This is a genomic window from Winogradskyella endarachnes, assembly GCF_009741275.1.
In the GTDB taxonomy this organism is placed as follows: Bacteria; Bacteroidota; Bacteroidia; order Flavobacteriales; family Flavobacteriaceae; genus Winogradskyella; species Winogradskyella endarachnes.
The window spans coordinates 1-17,020 of record NZ_WOWS01000003.1 but is presented as its reverse complement, the minus strand read 5'-3'; the positions used below and the strand labels follow the sequence as shown (position 1 = coordinate 17,020).

Below are 17,020 nucleotides of genomic sequence, written 5' to 3'. Positions count from 1 at the left end.
ATATTAAATAAAAATTATGTTATCAAAAACCATAGAAAATGCTTTAAATAAGCAAATACGTATAGAGGCCGAATCTTCTCAAGTATATTTAGCCATGGCAGTTTGGGCAGAGGTCAAAGGTTTAGAAGGAATTTCTAATTTTATGTATGATCAATCTGATGAAGAACGTGAGCATATGCTAAAACTAGTAAAGTTTGTTAACGAACGTGGAGGACATGCACATATTTCAGAATTAAATGCGCCTAATGTAACGTTTGACTCTTTTCAAGAAATGTTTCAAAAACTTCAAAAACACGAAATTTTTGTATCTGAAAGTATCAACGAACTAGTTCATATTTCATTACAAGAAAAAGACTACGCCTCACATAACTTTTTACAATGGTACGTTGCCGAGCAAATAGAGGAAGAAGCTATGGCGAGAACCATTTTAGATAAAATAAATATGATTGGAGATGATAAGGGTGGCTTGTATTTATTTGATAGAGACATTCAACAATTAACCGTAAGTTCTGCGGCACAGACACCTGGAACAGGTATTTAACTGTTAAATTTTATTTAGAATAAATTAAAATAGTTATTTTTGCTTTGAATTTTCACTATTTCCTTAAAATAAGGAAACAGATATGGGCAAAAAAAAGAAAAATAAAAGTCTTAAAAAAGAACGTATAAAAGTTCTTGAAGCTTCTGGTATTGCAGCATTAGGTAAAGTTAAATCTAAATGCTGTAAGAAATTTAAAAAATCAGAAAGCAAGCGCTGTAAAAAATGCCCTTGCTTTGATTTAATGAAAAAGGTTGCGTAAGTCGAAGTAATAAAAAATAAAAGAGCAGGTGTAAACTGCTCTTTATTATTGAAAATTAAATCAATATTATTTTCCAAGCATCAATAATTCATTACAAACGATCTCTGTAGTATAACGCTTCATCCCTTCCTTATCTTGCCAAGATCTAGTTGTAAGCTTTCCTTCTATGGCAATTTCCTTTCCTTTAGTGATAAATTTCTCAACAATCTGAGCCGTTTTACCCCAAGCAACCACATTATGCCATTGGGTATCTGTAATCTTTTCTCCTTGGGCATTTTTATAACTATCGTTTGTAGCAATAGAGAATTTAGCCAATATTTTTCCGGATTCGAAATTGGTGATTTCTGGGTCATTACCTAAGTTACCAATCAACTGTACTTTGTTTTTAAGTGTGTTCATGTTTTCTAAATTTAATGGTTAAACAGTTAATACTATCGAGTTCTAATGTTTCGACATTGCAAAGATGTGAAGCTTTCCAAATTTTAATCGGTATTTACTTACTTACATTCGTTTGTAATTGTTTACAAATATTTAAAAACATATATTAATATGCGTATTTTATATATCAATAACAGGCCTAAAACGAATTGTATAACTTCATGATATTCAAAACACGAAACTAAATAAACCCTTGTAATGAAGGATATTAGTACTATAATGGATTAAATTATTTTTATTACATTTGGAGAGACACTTTCGTATATATAAGTGTTCTCTGCAAGCTGAAAACCCACCGCACAGTCAAGCACATTTCATTTTGTTCGTACCTCACAAAATAAAAAGAGCTTGCCTTTCCCCACGCCAATGATGAGATTTTGAAAAATGATTTTTATATGTCCAAAAAATTGCTTACAGAAGTAAGAATTCATAAATTTGCCAAAATTGGGTAAAACAATAAAAAGTATAATGAATTAATGGCAAGTTTCGGAAACTACATAAAAACAAACCGAGAAAATAAAGGTTGGAGTCAGACCGAATTCGGAGCGAAAGTGAAGATTAACACGCCTGCCGTTAGCAAAATAGAAAATGACCGAAAGCGATTTCCAGTCGCTAAATTAGAATTACTTGCCCAACTATTTCAATTAGATTACAATCAAGTTAAGGACTTGTATTTTGCAGACAAATTTGCAAAAGAAGCGTATGAATACAATTGCTCTGATAACATTTTTAAAGTTGCAGAAAACCAATCAACTTATATCAAAGCAGTAAATGCTAAACAAGGAAAATTAAAATTCTAATGGAAGAAAAGAAACTCATACAAGCATTAGGGTTTAAACCTAAAGAAAATACTTCGGGAATATTTCACAAGAAATATAATAGCTACGCTATTGAAATTGATTTTGAAAAAAAACAATTTGACTTCGGAAACAAAATAACCGCAGGAAGAGAAACAACTCAAAATTTTTCGCAACAAGAAAATTGGGTGGTTTTAGAATGTGTGGACAGACTTCTTGAAAAGGGCTACAAACCCGAAAATATAATCTTAGAAAAAAAATACAAAGTTGGTCACGGAGCAAGTGGCGGTTGGCTTGATATTTTAGTAACTCGTGAAGATGGTTCTGCATATTTAATGATTGAATGCAAAACTTGGGGAAAGGAATTTGAAAAAGAGTTTAAGAAAACTGAAAAAGATGGTGGTCAGTTAATGACTTACTTTCAACAAGATAAATCGGCTGATATTTTAATGCTCTATGCTTCTAAACTTGACAAAAACACAGTTCAATTTAGAAATGAAATCATAAAAATCGAAGACCATTACCGACAAGCTGGAAATGTAGAAGATGTTTTTGATAGATGGAATAAAGTAACCAACACTAACGGAATTTTTGACGATTGGGTAAAACCATATCTTTTTGAAAGTAAAAAACTAACAAAAAAAGATTTAAAACCACTTAACGAAGAAGATAGTAAAAAGATATTTCATGAATTTTTATCAATTCTTAGAAAACACTCTGTTTCTGACAAACCAAATGCTTTCAACAAAATTTTCAATCTTTTCTTAGCAAAAATATTTGATGAGAAAAAGAGAGACAATAAAGAACTTGATTTTCAATGGAAAGAGCATAAAGACAACGCTGTAGATTTCCAAATTCGACTAATTAACCTTTATAAATCTGGAATGTACGACTTCCTTAAAAAAGAAGTTAGAGGAATTTCAGATGATATGTTCAGCTACAAAACTCAAAAAGAGTTAGAAGAAAAAAAGAAGCATATTCTTCTTTTCAACAAGGTTTATGACATTAAAGATGTTTTTGATGAAGAAACTTTTGAAGACAATCAAAAAGTACTAAAAGAAGTAGTACAGTTACTTCAAAAATATCAAATTCGTTACCCAAGAAAACAGCAACATTTAAGCGATTTCTTTGAACGACTATTAACAACAGGTTTAAAACAAGAAGCGGGTCAGTTTTTTACGCCACCACCAATTACTCGTTTTATTGTTCGTTCTTTGCCTATTTCTCAATACATAAAAGAGCAATTAAATCAGTCTATTCCAGAACTTCCTGCTGTAATTGATTATAGTGTTGGTAGCGGCCACTTCTTAACCGAAGTAATGGAAGAATACCAACGTGTGATTGAGCAAGATATTGACACGTCAAAATTGGAAACACAAGAAGCAGAAGATTTTGTCGAAGTTTGGAGAAAAAAGAAATACGATTGGGCAAGTAAATATGTTTACGGAATTGAAAAAGATTACCGATTAGTAAAAGTTGCTAAAGTTGGTTGCTATTTTTATGGGGATGGTTTAGCACAAGTAATTCACGGAGATGGATTAGACAATTTCAAATACTCTAAAAGTTATAGAGGTTTACTAAAAAAGAATGCAGAAAAATCTCAATTCTCATTCATTGTTTCTAATCCGCCCTATTCTGTAAGCTCTTTTAAAGGCGATTTAAAAAACATTTATGCCAACAAAGACTTTGAACTTTTTGACAGTCTAACAGATAGAAGTTCTGAAATAGAATGTTTGTTTATTGAACGAACAAAACAATTATTAAAAACTGATGGAATTGCTGCCATAATTTTACCGAGTTCTATTTTAAGTAATTCAGGTATTTATGCACAAGCAAGAGAAATTATTTTAAAATCATTTGATGTTGTAGCAATTACCGAATTGGGTTCGGCAACATTTATGGCAACTGGCACAAATACAGTTACGCTATTTTTAAAGCGTAGAGAAGATACCATTGCTGAACAAGTTGAAAAATCTTTAACAACATTCTTTACTAATCATAAAGACATTACCATAAACGGTATTGAAAAACCAATAGCTAAATACTTAATCCACGTTTGGGAAGATGTTGCGTTTAAAGATTATAAAACCTTATTACAGAAAAAGCCAAGTAATTCTATAAAACAGCACGAAATATTTAAAGAATACGACAAGAAAATTAAAGCCAAAAAAGAAGAAGATAAATTGGCTAAAATATTAGACGTAGAAAAAGAAAAACTACTTTATTTCATTCTGTCTTTTAATCAAAAAGTTGTTTTAGTAAAGACAGGACAAAAAAACAAAGAAAAGCAGTTTTTAGGTTACGAATTTAGCAACCGTAGAGGAAGTGAAGGAATGCATCCAATTCAACGTAGCAAAACTATTGATGAATGCACACAACTATACGACATAAAAGACTTTGCAAACGAGAACAAAGCAAGCACATACATTCATAAGGCTTTTACGGAAAATAAATTTAATTTAGAAATTCCCGAATTTCTAAAAGAAAATGTAAGCTATCAAAACTTAATTGATATGCTAACCTTTGACCGAGCAGATTTTGAAAAAAACATTTCGCTTACGGTTAAAAAAAAAGTAAAAATTGAGAGTAAGTGGGAAAGTAAAAGATTTGATGAAGTTGCAAAAATTATAAGAGGTGTTACTTATTCAAAAAGTGACCAATCAAATAACACAACCGATAAAATTATTTTAACGGCAGACAACATTACTTTAAGTGGGAAATTTGAACTAAACAAGGAAATTTTCTTAAATACCGACTTCAAAATTTCTGAAGAAAAGAGATTAAAAAAGAACGATATTTTCATTTGTTTTTCAAGTGGAAGTAAGCAACATTTGGGAAAGGTTGCTTTTATAAATGATGATACAGAGTATTTTGCTGGTGGTTTTATGGGAATTATTAGAGTGAAGGGTAATGAATCAAAATACATTTTTCAACTTCTGAATACAATTCTAAGGCAATCAATTAGGGATATTGGAAGCGGTTCTAACATAAACAATTTGTCAGGTGTTATTAACTCGATAAAGATTCCTCTACCACCAATAAAAGTTCAACAAAAAATAGTTTCTGAAATTGAGGTTTTAGAAAAACAAGAAGAGAAAGCTGTCAAAGGCATTAACAATCTTAGAAGTGAAATAAAGCAATACTTTATTGACAACAAAGGAACTAAAAAACGATTAGATGAAGTTTGCGAATTAAAAGCAGGTAAATTTGTTAAAGCTGGCGATATAGAAAAGGTTTCTAAACCTAACTTATTTCCTTGCTATGGAGGAAATGGTTTAAGAGGTTATACGGAAACTTATACTAATGACGGATTATTTTCTTTAGTCGGAAGACAAGGAGCATTATGTGGAAATATTCATTTAGTAGATGGGAAATTTCACGCCACAGAACACGCTTTAGTAGCTTATACAAAAGAAAGTGTAGACACTTTTTGGTTACATTACAAGTTGGTTTTTATGAATTTGAATCAATATGCAACAGGAACTGCACAGCCAGGTTTATCTGTGATGAATTTAAAACCAATAGAGATTCTTTTACCAACTCTAAAAGAACAAGAAAAAATTGCTTCTGAAATTGAAAAACTGGAAAAAAAGATAAACGAATTAGAAACACAAATAGCTAAAATTCCAAAACAGAAAGAAACGATATTGAAAAAGTGTTTGGAATAAAGCCAACGCAATGTTCAAGCACATTGCAATCCTCGTTCCTGCGGTTGCAATGTGCTTTCACGCCAACGCTGACAGACAAACGGAATGAAAAAGCCAGCAGAGAACAATGTGTATAAGTAATAGCGGTTTAAGTGATAAAACGAAAGTATAAACATAAAACAAAGGTCAGTGCTAAACTGAAAGTTAATGCCTAGAAATCCGCTACTACTCATACACGAGACCGTTGTGAGTCATTTGAAAAACGAAATCCTGAATAAAAATGGAAACAGAAATAGAAAAATTAATTCCACACAGATTTCCTTTTTTGTTTGTAGATAAAATTCTAACTGCAAATGAAAAAGAGATTATTGGAATAAAAAGTTTTGACAAATCGAACAATATGTTAACAGGTAGTTTCCCTGAATATAATTTTATTCCAGGAATGATTTTGGTTGAATCAATGGCTCAATGTGGAGGCGCAGGAGTTAAGAAAGCTGGACTTGCAAATGGATTTTTCGGATTGGCAAGTATGTCAAAAGTAACTTTTTTAAAAGGAGTGACTTACAATGAAGAGATTAAATATGTCATTAAAAACATTAGAGTGAGCGACAGGTTAATAAAACAATCTGGAATTGCATATGCAAGAAATGAACCAATTGCTGAAGCGACTTGGATTTGTGCCAGAATTGACAAATAAAAAACATAAAGGAATTAACCAAACTGAAGAAAAATTGAGCTTTACTCTGGATTAATGAAATAAAAAAGTATGAATAAAAAACGAACGCACAACAATGGCTATAAATAATTGCTATTACAGGCTTATCCTGAAAATTCCGCAGGAATTTTCAGCTTGTGGTATACTTGCAAAAGTCTGTACTAACACACGCAACTGTTCATAGCCGAGACCGTTGTGCATAATATTCAGAAAACCGAAAATCAATGAAAGTTGAATTTGAAAACGATAAAACAAAAGACAAAATTGAAAAGGTTCTCTGTACTTCCTGCGAAAATACAACCAAACATAAAGTTCTTACCTCTATTAATGAAAAAGGAACTGAACCTTGGGGGAATTATGCTTCGTTCGACTGGAATACAGATTACGAGATTATTCAATGTTTAGGTTGTGATACCGTTTCATTCAGATATTACTCAATAAATTCAGAAAACACAGACCACGAATATCGACCAATACCAACAATTCGTATTTACCCTAAAAGAGGTAAAGACACTTTGACAACAAAACATTATTTCAATGTTCCATACAATTTGCAAAGAATATATAGTGAGACAATTGACAGCTACAACAACGGAAATCTGACACTTTGTGGAGCCGGAGTAAGAGCGTTAGTTGAAGGGTTATGTCAAGAAAATGGAATAACAGGCGGAAATGTAGAAATAATCAAAAAAGACGGTTCTAAAGACAAAAAATTAAGAACTAATCTTCAGGGAAAAATAAACGGACTTCACGAAAGCGGAAAACTTACAGCTCAATATGCTGACATTTTACACGAACACAGATTTTTAGGAAATGAGGCAGTTCACGAGCTTTCACTTCCCTCGAAAGAGGATTTGAATTTAGCAATTGAAATAGTTGAAAATGTATTTGATACATTGTACGAGATTCCAAGTAAAGGAATGAAGTTGAAAAGTAAAAGATTAAAAAAATAAATACTATGCACAACAATGTATAAACGCAATTACGGCGGATTCGACTACGTCCGAATCCACTCGGAATTGCCTAAGCCTGTGCTAAACCAAAAATAATCGCTAATTTAACCCGTAACTGACGCTTATACGAGACGTTAGCAGTAATTCGATAAAAAATGTGAGCTCAAGAAAAGGAATTAATAGAATAGTATTTTATTCAAAAGAAGATATGGCTACAGGTCATAGTCTGACTAAAGCAGAGAAATTATTAGACAATTTAAATTATGACCAAGGTTTCACGTTTAATGACCTATTTGAATTTTACAACATAAAATTATATTTCGACAACAATTTATTTTTAACAAAATGGGATGACTCTGATAAAGAGAAATACAATCAAATAGTTGAAAAAAAATGGTTAAGTCTAAAAAATAAAATTTTAGAACTTAACGATTTAAACATAGAGAAAACATTAGAAGGCTTAGAGTATAATTATAAAGAAAACTTTTGGGAATTAATTAATAAGCTAAGTGTTTATAAAAACATATCTCATCCTACATTTAGTGAAATTCTTGAAAATTTCTCAAGTCAAATTAATAACATACTTCTTCAAAAAAACATTGTTCAAAAATTCAATAAAGTAATCAGGGATTTTCTAATGTCATATAAAAAATCTGCTGAAATTTTACTTTCTCAATTTGAAGAAAGTAGAAATGAAACAAAACTCCCCAAATATTACTTCCCAAAAAATTTAAGCTTAGAGGATAAAGAAAAAATAATCAATAGTTACATAGACTCCGATGACTCTAACCTAAATTATCTCAGATTAATCGAAAATTCAAAAAACTCAAATGATTTAAAACTTTCTGACAAAACAAGGTATAGAGCAAAGAAAAAGGCTAAAGAACAAAATAATGAAATAATCGAAAAAGGAAATACTTGGAGTATTAGAGTTCAAGGCGGACTAAAAAAAGACCAAGATGAACCAGTAATATTTAAAAATGAAAATGGAATACTTGATGTAACCTACAGCGAAAAATTCCTAAATAGTATTGAAAAACAAGTTGATTTATTTAAAGTTTTTGGCTTTCTATTCAATTATATAGATGAAACCTCACTAATATATTTCGTAAGTAAAACTTCTGAATTAGATGTTTTAGAACGTGTAATGGGTTTAAAATCAAAAAATGAGTATGAAGTTGGAGAGATATTTAGAAAAAAAGAAATGTTATCCATTATACAACTAAATTTATTTGAACATTATCTTAAAGGAAGAAATATCGGAATTGAACAAATAATCAATTCATATGTTGCACATATAAACGAGCTACTTGAATCTAATAATTTAATATTTCAAGTTAGAGTTTCAGGTTCTCCTGAATTAGATAAAATCAGAACTCTTTTACCTGATTTTGATTTTTTATTAAAACAATATAAAAACTTATCTGAAGACGGTGAAATAGACATAGAACTTCTACAAATGAGTTCTAAACCCATTGGATTTAGTCAAATTATCAGTCTTAACAACTGTAAATATGTGTATTCAAATCATAGTTTAATTCTACAACTTAAGCATCTATTTTTTTCCGACCAAAGTCATATGTACTACACTGAAACCTTTGGCACAAAACATAAAAATTTATTTGACTTATTAATAAAGGAAACTGTCAACATAGATGATTTTTCAAGTTACCAAAAAGACGTAATACAAAATCTCATTAAAGATGGTTATCTTACCATTAATGAAAAAAATATTATAGAAATAGATAAAATCACTTTAATATACATCATTAGAGAATTACATAGAAATGAATTATTGAGTTACTGGCATTATCCAAAATTTGTTAGAGATGAAATTGACATACTAATAAAAGAGAAAAAATTATTTATTGAAAACACATTGTTCTCTAAAGAAGAAGTGAAATACTTAAACTTTTATTTAAACCAAAAAATATACACTAACGGATATGATTTAAGAAATAAATATTCTCACGGAACAAATACTCAATCTGAACAAAAACATAAAAATGATTATTTCTTAATCCTGAAAATAGTAATCTTGACTTTATTAAAAATTGAAGACGATATAGTAATAAACAAAAACTACTGCTAACAATGGCTAAAATTAATACGGGTTTTAGTGCTTAATCCAAAAGTTAGTGTATTTTTATAAAGTCCGCCAAATCTTTTGATTTGGCTTTAGAACAGAAAAAGATAAAACAAAATAAAAAGTTTTGGCTAATCGCTTAATCCGAAATTAAATGTTAATTTAATCCCGTACTAACCTTAGCCGAAGCCGTTGTGTGTAATTAAACGAGACCGACAAAAATCTATGCAAATAGGAGATATTTATAAATTCAGAGACAATCGGATTCGAATAGTAATGTTTGATAACAATGAAGTATTTTATTTAACGATTAAAGAAGACAATACTTTTGTTTACAGTAAAAATAGAACTTTAATTTACTTACGAACACCGAAAGATTTCTTTGAAAAAAACTCGGAATTCATTGAACATTTAAAGTTGACAGAAAAAGAAGTAGAAAAACACAAACCTAATTTACCTCTGAGACTTAACTGTTTTTCTGGATTATTCTGGACAAATAAATCTTTTGAAAATGAAACCGAATTTAACGATTTTATCAAGTTCTCGGAGATAAACGAGCAAGAATTAAAAGGTCTTGACACTTCTAAAGTTGTTATATTCCCAACAAGTCAACAACAATCTAATAAGAAGTCTACTTTATTAGAAAATAAATATGGTCGCATTTCAGGAAAAGAATTAATGATTGAATGTTTTGGAATACAAAGCGAATATGTAAAACCAGATAAACCATACTTTTCAAGATTCAGATTAATTCCTGACGGACGAGAGGAAAAGCGACTTTCAGGAATCGGAATTTACAGATTAGGAATTAAAGGTAATTTGCCTTCTTATTATTTAGGAGGAGAAATGAGTATGATGGAATTGGAATCTGAAAAGAGTCTTATAGTGGAAAAATAACTACACACAACAAGGTGTATAAAACATAGCTAATAAGTGCGAAAACCAAAGGTTTCTGTATATTTAGAAAGTCCGCCAAATTTTTAATTTGGCTTTTAAAAATTGATAAATTAAAAACAAAATATAAAAATTCGGCTCTGTGTTTATCCGAAAAGTTAGTGTCTTTTTATACGCTACGTTCCATACACTAGACCGTTGTAGCCAATTAGAAAAATGAAATCACGAATGGCAATTGGAATAGGAATTATAATAGCAATATTCGCTTTGGTTTATTTTACAAAGTCAAATACAAAAACTGCACCTTCGGAATTGACAAAAACGGAATACAGAGCAAAAGGAACAATTTTCTATCACGAAGATGATTTCTGCCAAATAGAGATTATACCAAAAGAGAACTTATCGGATTTACTAAAACTAGCGGACAACATAGCTGATTTTACTGCCGAAAAAGGAAATTCGGATATCTATGTTAGAGAAGAAAACAAAGTGAGTTTAAAAAGCCGAGAAATTGAGAGAACGGAACTTGAAAAACTGTTGACTGAACTCGGAACTGAAAAACATACGGAAGTTATAACTGGATACGGAAGTGATTACCGAGTGAAAAGTGAAAACACAATTGGATATGGAAAAGAATATTCAGCAGTTTATTTTGATTTTGAGAATGATAAAGTCGAGAATATCTGGATTACGAATCTATTCGGACTGAATCACGAAAAAGTTGTTGACGTGCTTTCCAAAGTTGGTGAAAAATGGAATTTAGTTTTGATGGACTGGAATAGTTCGGAACTGATAGACTTGTCGAATAAAGAGATGATTAATAAATATTTAAAATAACTGGCTACAACAACGGCTATAGTTCATTACGGCTGAAATTCCTAATCGGAATTTCGAGCCTTTTTGCTAAATTTATGGTTACTGCGGAATGATACTCGCGTACCATTCCGTAACGAAACCATAGCCAAGACCGTTCTACGCAATTTAAGACTAATCTTGTAACAAAAAAGAATAATTTCATACTAATCTGATGAATTAACCAATATATTTTAAAACAAAATGAAAACAAACATATTTACTACACCGTTACTAATTTTTATATTTTTAATCATTTATGAAGCATCGTCTTTTCTGTATAAAGATGGTTTTACCATTGATGGAATGGACTGGATTTTGATTTTAGTTTTACCAATCATTTCTTTGATTTACAATATTTATAAAAAGAATAAAGAAAAAGTATAAAAATTTCAACCGAATTTTAAAAGAACTGAATTAAAAACGGCTGAAAAAAATAAGAATAAATCGGAACTGCACGCTAAATTTATTTTTACGGAATTATTACTCTAACGGAATTTATAAATGTTGTGCTGAACTGTAAAACGGAATCAACTCTTGCGGAATTTAGCAAGTTTACGGAATTAAAAAACTGAACGAAAAATTAGGCGGAATAAAAACTGCGTAGAACACCGTGTATAATTCATTGCTAGTTATAGCCTACTTACGAAAGTCCTCGCGGACTTTCTACCTGTGATTTATTTGCTAACTTTAGTGCTTAAACACGCAACGAAACCATATACAAACACGTTAGGCAAAATAAAAGCAACTTTATGGTAAAACCAGAATTTGAGGAAATAATAAAAGAAATAAAAGAAGAAAATAAGGTTGTTGTTCTACTTACAAAACAGTTGCTATGGTACTTTCATTGCGAAAGGAGGTCGAAATACAATAATATAATTATTAAGAACTATTTGAAAAGACATAAAATAGAAGTAGTTCCTGATTTTGCAACAACTTATCTTTGGGGAAATGTTGAATTAAAACAAGCTGAAAAGGTCAGAATAAACAAAAAGAAACAAGATGCTGAAATTGATTATGACCCTATAAATAGAATTAAACTATTACCATCAGCTAACAAACCACCAATTTCAATAAATAGAGATGCAGAATTGAGTGAAGCAATTACACTTATGATGCTTCACGACTATTCCCAATTACCTGTTATGTCTGACACTCGAAAAGTTGACGGAATCATTACTTGGAAAACAATTGGTCAATGTCTAACTCAAAATAGTTCTGGAAAATTCGTTAGGGATTATATGTCAAAAGATGTTGAAATTTTGGATTACGAAGCCCCATTATTCGATGCTATCAAAAAAATAATATCCAAAGAAACAATCCTCGTTCGTAATGATAAAATGGAAATATCTGGAATAGTGACTACAACTGACATTAGTGAACAGTTTTTAATGTTAACAGAACCGTTTTTAATATTAGAAGAAATTGAAAACCACATAAGAAAAATTTTAGATGGTAAATTCACTCTTGCCGAAATAAAAAACTACGTAAAAGCCACGGATGAAAACAAAGAAATTCATTTGATTTCAGACCTAACTTTCGGAGAATATATCAGGATTATGGAGAATGCCGAAAATTGGGACCGACTAAATATTTTAATCGATAGAAAAACATTCATCGCAAGATTGAATGAAGTAAGAAGAATTAGAAATGATGTTATGCATTTTCATCCCGATGGAATTTCAGATAATGATAAATCAACTTTAAGAGAAACATCAAAATTTTTCTTGAGATTAAGTGAAATATTGAAATAATTACTTTGCCTAACACCGTATATAATTTATTGCTAGTTCTAGCCTACTTACGAAAATCCTCGCGGATTTTCTATTCGGTTTTTATTTGCTAAATTACGTTCTAAACCACGCAACAAACCATATACAAACACGTTGTGGTTAATGTAAAAAAACCGAGAAACTAAATGAATAAAACAATATTTGAGATTACTAAAATGGACTGTCCTTCAGAGGAAAATCTAATCCGAATGAAATTGGACGGAATTTCAAGTATTGCGAATTTGGACTTTGACATTCCGAACCGAAAACTGACCGTTTTTCATAGCGGAGAAACTGACCAAATTGAAAAGTCAGTTATCGAACTGAATTTAGGCGGAAAGAAAATCTCGACTGAACAAACTGACCAAACGGAATTTAATGAAAATGCAAACCAAAAAAAACTACTCTGGTCTGTACTTGCCATAAATTTTGCGTTTTTCATAATTGAAATGACAACAGGAATAATCTCAAAATCAATGGGATTGGTTGCCGACAGTTTAGATATGCTTGCGGACAGTTTCGTTTACGGAATTAGCTTGTTTGCGGTTGGCGGAACAGTAATAAAGAAAAAACGGATTGCCAAACTTGCTGGATATTTTCAAATAACACTTGCAATTATTGGATTTGTAGAAGTTTTAAGGAGATTTTTCGGAGACGAGAAATTACCTAACTTTTCGACAATGATTATAGTTTCAATTTTCGCACTTATTGCAAACGGAATTTGTCTTTACATTTTACAAAAATCAAAAAGTAAAGAAGAGGCACATATGAAAGCAAGTATGATTTTCACATCAAACGATGTGATTATAAATTTAGGAGTAATAACAGCTGGACTTTTGGTAAACTGGTTGAGTTCAAGCAAACCTGATTTGATTATCGGAACAATAGTTTTTGTTTTGGTAATTCAAGGAGCTTTTAGAATTTTAAAATTGAGTAAATAAATAAAAAAAACACTAACCACAACAATGGCTATAAGTAATTGCTTGTTCTCACCTACTTCTGAAAATCCTCGCGGATTTTCAGTTTGGTGTGTACTTGCAAAGTTAAGTGCTAAACCACGCAACTACTCATAGCCGAGACCGTTAGCACACATAAGAACAAAACGAAGTGAATATTACTGAAAACTGTCTGATTTATTTACAAACCAAAGAATGGTCAAAGTTAAATCAGCTTTTGTCTGATGAAAATAATTGCAGAGAATTAGCAACCGACCCAATTTTTTCTGTGTTTGAAATGAATTTGATAAATGAAGTAAAGCGTTATGAAAATGACGGAGATGAAAATCTTTCTATTGTACTCGCCAGAATTTTTCAATTAAATCATAACCTCGGAGTTTTAAAACTTTCCGAAAACTGTGTATTGGAAATTGCGGAATATTTATTTCAAAAACATCCTTCTGAACAGTACGCAAAAATTTTAACTGAAAATACTCAAGCTCAAGAATTTTTAAAAAATAAAAATTCCGAACGGACAGAGAAAATTGAGAAAACAATACTTGCATCTAATCTGAATGTAGAAATTGGAAATTCTGGAGAATTAGATTTTTCTAAATCTATCTTTAATTCACCACAGGAAAAAGAACTTTACTTGGCTTCCAAAAGAATACTGAAGAATGAAATAATATTACCAAACATAGCTTTAAGTTCAATAATTAATTCCAAAATCATAGAATTACTTGAAAACAAGACAAAATCCTTTTTCTTTAAGTCAACTTTGGATTTATGTATTGTCGATTCAGATACCTTTAAACCAAAGTTTTTTATTGAGTTAGATAGCAGTTGGCACGATAAGCCGAAACAAATTGAAAATGACATAATGAAAAACGAAATATTTGAAAAAGCTGGAATGGAATTACATAGATTGCGGAAAAAAGAGAATAAAAGTATGGATGAAATATTTGAATTATACATTAAGAAAAATTACGTGTGCTAACACCGTGTATAATTCATTGCTAGTAAAGGCTTACTTACGAAAATCCTCTCGGATTTTCTATTCGGTTTGTATTTGCTAAATTAGTTGCTTAAACACGCAACGAAATCATACACTAGACCGTTAGGCACAAGTTTCCAAGCACACCGAAAAATCTATGATAAAAATTATACAAAGACTCGAATTTGAGGATGTGTTTCCTGAAGAAGAAAAACAAGAAGTTTTATTTTACCTTAAAAATATTTCTAGAGAAACACTTCTGAAAAGCATAGGGTTTTTCAATACGAATAACTTACCGAATTTTGATAACTTTTTCTCTAGCCCAGAAATTGCGAAAGATATTTATGATAGGATAGTTGACTACAGCAAGAAGAATGGTATCAAAAACAAACCAGAAACGGTTTCTAAACACGCAAGTTTAAAATTATCTGAACTTATATTATCAAATAGAAAAGAACTATTAGAAGACAATGAAAACTCTTCTATCGATGAAGACGAAATAAATTTATTCAAGGCATTCTTGGTTGTAAATAGAGAAATCAATAAGAATCAAAATTTGGAAAGTACATCAAATTCCAATTTTGAAAAATTGGTTGATTTTAGTGTGATTTTCAATTTTCCGCTATCCGATTTGGCAATTTTTGAAAATGACGATTTAGAGTTTTTAAAACTAATATATACGACTCTGGTTAAAGTAGAGTTTCTATTTGATTTTTTAAACTCGGAACCTGAATTTGAAAATTTAAAGGCGCACTTGATTGCATCTTTTAATACTGACAACGAAGAAGATTTTTTCAAAGAAATGAAATATCTCTTTGGTAAATTATTAGAGTTAAAAACAAGCAACAATTATATATTTAAAGTAGAGGATGAAAATTCGGAGAAATTCCTGACCTCAATGACGTCTGATGATATATTGACTGACGAAGATTTTACATATATCAAAATTAATCCTATATATAAAATAGAAGAGCATACCTACTCTATTGTTAATTATTTCTATGTAATCGATAAATTCTACCGTAGTTCAAAATTTAAAATAAAGGAAATCTATGAATCTGATTCTGATTTAAAGTCAAAATATGGTAACTTCTTTAACTTTTTTAATAAAGAGTTTTCTGAAAATTTTCTAATGAAAAAAGTCTTAGATGAAATCTTCCACAAACCATATTTTACTAAAAAACCCGAATCGGACACGGAACTTCCAGGTGAACCTGATTATTACTTAAGACATAATAATAACATATTCGTATTCGAAAACAAAGACGTTTTAATAGCAAAAGCTGTAAAAGCATCTGCAGATATTGAAAAAATTAATGAAACTCTAAAAATTAAATTTTTAGGAGATGAAAACCATAAAGTTGGAATAGGTCAATTAATTAATACAATTGAGGAAATTCTCGAAAAGAAATTCCGTTTTGATTCTTATGTTAATTCAAAGAATAATTTAAAGATTTACCCTATTCTATTAGTTCACGATAGAATATTTCAGACATTAGGAATTAACTACAGATTAAACAGTTGGTATCTAGAAAGTTTAGAAGAAAGATTAAGTGACAAATTTAATTTATCAAACATTAAGAGTTTAACAGTAATAGATATTGATACAATTATACTTTGGTCGCCTTATTTAAAAGAAAAGGATAAAAGATTCAAAGATATTTTAGACAGTCATCTGAACAAATTAAACTCAAAATTTAAGATTAATACACCGAATTATGAATATGGTATGGAACTAGCAAATAAACGTTTGACAGACAAAATTACACCAATAACATATAGAAATATTCCATATAATTTACCAACGGAATTATTTATTGATAAATTTAGAGGTGTTTTAAAAGAAGAATAAAAAACCAGTGCCTAACAATGGCTATAAGTAATTGCTTGTTCTCGCCTACTTCTGAAAATCCTCGCGGATTTTCAGCTTGGTGTGTACTTGCAAAATTAAGTACTAACCCACGCAACTACTCATAGCCGAGACCGTTAGCGGTAATCTAAACATACCCTGCTCTATTCAATAACTTAACGCAACAAATCTAAAATTATAGATTTGTTATAATGAAAGTAAAAAAGCATAGACGACTTACCCTAAAAGAAAGAATCCAAATTGAGACTCTTTTAAACGAAAATAGAT

General features: G+C 30.3%; 15 protein-coding genes. 13 read left to right on the top strand and 2 right to left on the bottom strand.

Annotated features, from left to right (window positions below):
- The first annotated feature begins 16 nt into the window (after positions 1–16).
- Positions 17–541: a ferritin gene (locus GN138_RS08435; RefSeq protein WP_157363369.1), complete on the top strand. Its 525-nt coding sequence runs from the start codon at positions 17–19 to the stop codon at positions 539–541.
- 63 nt (positions 542–604) lie between these two features.
- Here the strand turns inward: GN138_RS08435 and GN138_RS16030 are convergent, their stop codons facing one another.
- Together GN138_RS16030 and GN138_RS08430 are read right to left on the bottom strand one after the other, a co-directional pair.
- Positions 605–877 (bottom strand): hypothetical protein, encoded by a 273-nt coding sequence (locus GN138_RS16030; RefSeq protein ID WP_197429330.1) that lies wholly within the window; start codon positions 875–877, stop codon positions 605–607.
- Complete coding sequence (locus tag GN138_RS08430) at positions 867–1,199, bottom strand: single-stranded DNA-binding protein (RefSeq protein ID WP_157363368.1); 333 nt, start codon at positions 1,197–1,199, stop codon at positions 867–869. Before GN138_RS08430 ends, GN138_RS16030 begins: the two co-directional genes overlap by 11 nt.
- 515 nt (positions 1,200–1,714) lie before the next feature.
- Here GN138_RS08430 and GN138_RS08425 point away from each other — a divergent pair.
- The 12 genes from GN138_RS08425 (at position 1,715) to GN138_RS08370 (ending at position 16,735) form a co-directional block, all read left to right on the top strand.
- Positions 1,715–2,038 carry a helix-turn-helix domain-containing protein gene (locus GN138_RS08425; RefSeq protein WP_157363367.1) on the top strand — a complete coding sequence of 108 codons (324 nt, stop codon included), beginning with the start codon at positions 1,715–1,717 and terminating at the stop codon, positions 2,036–2,038.
- The gene (locus tag GN138_RS08420) at positions 2,038–5,703 is read left to right on the top strand and encodes a restriction endonuclease subunit S (protein ID WP_157363366.1); all 3,666 of its coding nucleotides are present in this window, start codon (positions 2,038–2,040) and stop codon (positions 5,701–5,703) included. Before GN138_RS08425 ends, GN138_RS08420 begins: the two co-directional genes overlap by 1 nt.
- Before the next feature lie 259 nt (positions 5,704–5,962).
- On the top strand, positions 5,963–6,379 hold the full coding sequence (locus GN138_RS08415) for a 3-hydroxyacyl-ACP dehydratase FabZ family protein (RefSeq protein WP_157363365.1): 417 nt from the start codon (positions 5,963–5,965) through the stop codon (positions 6,377–6,379).
- Between the two features lie 242 nt (positions 6,380–6,621).
- Positions 6,622–7,350, top strand: coding sequence for a DUF4145 domain-containing protein (locus GN138_RS08410; RefSeq protein WP_157363364.1), 729 nt, complete (start codon positions 6,622–6,624; stop codon positions 7,348–7,350).
- Positions 7,351–7,507: 157 nt separating this feature from the next.
- Positions 7,508–9,442, top strand: coding sequence for a hypothetical protein (locus GN138_RS08405; protein WP_157363363.1), 1,935 nt, complete (start codon positions 7,508–7,510; stop codon positions 9,440–9,442).
- 219 nt (positions 9,443–9,661) lie between these two features.
- Complete coding sequence (locus GN138_RS08400; RefSeq protein WP_157363362.1) at positions 9,662–10,333, top strand: hypothetical protein; 672 nt, start codon at positions 9,662–9,664, stop codon at positions 10,331–10,333.
- A 225-nt stretch (positions 10,334–10,558) separates the two neighbouring features.
- Complete coding sequence (locus GN138_RS08395) at positions 10,559–11,167, top strand: hypothetical protein (protein ID WP_157363361.1); 609 nt, start codon at positions 10,559–10,561, stop codon at positions 11,165–11,167.
- Between the two features lie 219 nt (positions 11,168–11,386).
- Positions 11,387–11,569, top strand: coding sequence for a hypothetical protein (locus GN138_RS08390; protein WP_157363360.1), 183 nt, complete (start codon positions 11,387–11,389; stop codon positions 11,567–11,569).
- A gap of 365 nt (positions 11,570–11,934) precedes the next feature.
- Entirely contained in the window at positions 11,935–12,936 is a 1,002-nt protein-coding gene (locus GN138_RS08385) for a CBS domain-containing protein (protein WP_157363359.1), read from the top strand.
- 164 nt (positions 12,937–13,100) lie between these two features.
- Positions 13,101–13,895, top strand: coding sequence for a cation transporter (locus GN138_RS08380; protein ID WP_157363358.1), 795 nt, complete (start codon positions 13,101–13,103; stop codon positions 13,893–13,895).
- Positions 13,896–14,061: 166 nt separating this feature from the next.
- Positions 14,062–14,886: a DUF2726 domain-containing protein gene (locus GN138_RS08375; protein WP_157363357.1), complete on the top strand. Its 825-nt coding sequence runs from the start codon at positions 14,062–14,064 to the stop codon at positions 14,884–14,886.
- Between the two features lie 154 nt (positions 14,887–15,040).
- Entirely contained in the window at positions 15,041–16,735 is a 1,695-nt protein-coding gene (locus GN138_RS08370) for a hypothetical protein (RefSeq protein WP_157363356.1), read from the top strand.
- Positions 16,736–17,020 lie beyond the last annotated feature (285 nt).

What these genes read in the sequence shown, in the direction of transcription:
- GN138_RS08430 (WP_157363368.1), bottom strand. Translation starts at nt 1,199, where the DNA reads ATGAACACACTTAAAAACAAAGTACAGTTGATTGGTAACTTAGGTAAT.
- GN138_RS08400 (WP_157363362.1), top strand. Translation starts at nt 9,662, where the DNA reads ATGCAAATAGGAGATATTTATAAATTCAGAGACAATCGGATTCGAATA.
- GN138_RS08420 (WP_157363366.1), top strand. Translation starts at nt 2,038, where the DNA reads ATGGAAGAAAAGAAACTCATACAAGCATTAGGGTTTAAACCTAAAGAA.
- GN138_RS08410 (WP_157363364.1), top strand. Translation starts at nt 6,622, where the DNA reads ATGAAAGTTGAATTTGAAAACGATAAAACAAAAGACAAAATTGAAAAG.
- GN138_RS08435 (WP_157363369.1), top strand. Translation starts at nt 17, where the DNA reads ATGTTATCAAAAACCATAGAAAATGCTTTAAATAAGCAAATACGTATA.
- GN138_RS08425 (WP_157363367.1), top strand. Translation starts at nt 1,715, where the DNA reads ATGGCAAGTTTCGGAAACTACATAAAAACAAACCGAGAAAATAAAGGT.
- GN138_RS08395 (WP_157363361.1), top strand. Translation starts at nt 10,559, where the DNA reads ATGGCAATTGGAATAGGAATTATAATAGCAATATTCGCTTTGGTTTAT.
- GN138_RS08385 (WP_157363359.1), top strand. Translation starts at nt 11,935, where the DNA reads ATGGTAAAACCAGAATTTGAGGAAATAATAAAAGAAATAAAAGAAGAA.
- GN138_RS08390 (WP_157363360.1), top strand. Translation starts at nt 11,387, where the DNA reads ATGAAAACAAACATATTTACTACACCGTTACTAATTTTTATATTTTTA.
- GN138_RS08370 (WP_157363356.1), top strand. Translation starts at nt 15,041, where the DNA reads ATGATAAAAATTATACAAAGACTCGAATTTGAGGATGTGTTTCCTGAA.
- GN138_RS08415 (WP_157363365.1), top strand. Translation starts at nt 5,963, where the DNA reads ATGGAAACAGAAATAGAAAAATTAATTCCACACAGATTTCCTTTTTTG.
- GN138_RS08380 (WP_157363358.1), top strand. Translation starts at nt 13,101, where the DNA reads ATGAATAAAACAATATTTGAGATTACTAAAATGGACTGTCCTTCAGAG.